A 1,447-nucleotide genomic window follows, 5' to 3' on the forward strand; every position below is an offset into this window, starting at 1 on the left:
CCGCGGCCCGCTGGCTGCGGCTGGCGCTCGACTCGTCGCCGCGCGGCGATCGGCTCAGTCCGTCCCGCGCCACGCTCACGCTCTCCTGCTGCCGGGCCCTGACCGCCGCCGGCCGGCTGGAGGAGGCCCGCGCCCTCGCCCACGACGTGCTGCGCGACCAGTCGCACCTGCCCGCCGACGTCCGCCTGGAGGCGCACGCCGCCTGCGCCGACGTCGAACGGCTGCTGGGCCGCTACGACGAGGCCGAGGCCATTGCCCACGCGGCGCTCGAAGGGCTGCCACGGCCGCTGCCCGACCCCCTTCCCCCCGGGACTGCCGACCTGACGTTCAAGTACGGGCTGGTGCACATGCTGCGCGGCACCTACCGGCAGGCGCGTCCGCTGGTCCGCGAGGTCGCGGGCACGGCGGACGGCGACGACGTCACGCAGCTCGGGCTGCAGGCGCTGGCGGCGTTCGGCGACACCTACATCGCCGAGATGGAGACCGCGATACCCGAGGTGGCGGCCTGCGCCAGGCTGCTCGACGGCCTGGCCGACGCCGCGGCGGCGCGCATCCCCGAGGCCCTCGCCATGATCGGCTGCGCGGAGATGTTCCTTGAGCGGTTCGGCGACGCCTACAGGCACCTGCGCAGGGGGCTGAGGGTCACGAGCGGCGGTGCGCAGCAGCACCTCAGGACGCACTACCTGCTCGGGCTGTCGATCGTGGACCAGTGGACGGGCCGCCTCGACCTGGCGGTGCAGTGGGCTCTGGAGGCCGAACGGGTGGCCCGCGCCATCGGCGCCGACGACACGGCGGGGCTCGCCATGACGACGCGTGCCGCGGCCCTGATGTGGACGCGCAGCCGCAGGGACACCGCCGAGGTCGTCGCGCTCGCCGAGGAGGGCTTCCGCGCGACCTCGCCGGGGCAGGGCTGGTGGGAGGGCGCGGCGGCCCAGCAGCTCGCGTGGGTCCGGATGATGGGCGGCGACGCGCCGGGATGCGTCCGGCTCCTGCTGGAGGAGGGAGGAGGCGAGGGGTTGCCGCGGGCCCAGCCGCAGTTCCGCCCCGAGCAGCTCGCCGTCCTCTCGATGGCGGCGCTGCGATGCGGAGACCTCGACACCGCGGTCCGCTCCGCGGGCGAGGCGGAAGCCGCGGCCGAGCGGATCGGCCTGTCCGCCCAGCGGGCGACCGCCAGGCTGGCCAGAGCCGTGCTCCACCTGGCGGAAGGCGGCCACGACGTGGCGGTGAAGCTGTTCGAGGAGTCGGCGGACGAGTTCCGGCGGGCCCGCATGCCGATCCAGCACGCCTACACCTTGGTGGCGGGAGCCCGCTCAGCCGAGGCGGCCAGGGGCCGGGAGGCGGCGCTGAGCTGGCTGGACACCGCTGTGGCGGTGTCCAGGGGGTGCGGCGCGGTCCGGGTGCGCGAGGCGGCGGTGCTGCTGCGGGGCGAGCTGGCCGCGGCCGTGCG

The 1,447-nt window shown here is 76.2% G+C and carries 1 protein-coding gene; it reads left to right on the forward strand.

Annotation, left to right across the window (positions count from 1 at the left end; genetic code table 11):
- The coding region (locus tag DQW85_RS23085) for a hypothetical protein (RefSeq protein ID WP_205315342.1) at window positions 1–1,447 on the forward strand (1,447 nt) is incomplete at both ends.

This window comes from Nonomuraea lactucae, assembly GCF_003313395.1.
GTDB lineage: Bacteria > Actinomycetota > Actinomycetes > Streptosporangiales > Streptosporangiaceae > Nonomuraea > Nonomuraea lactucae.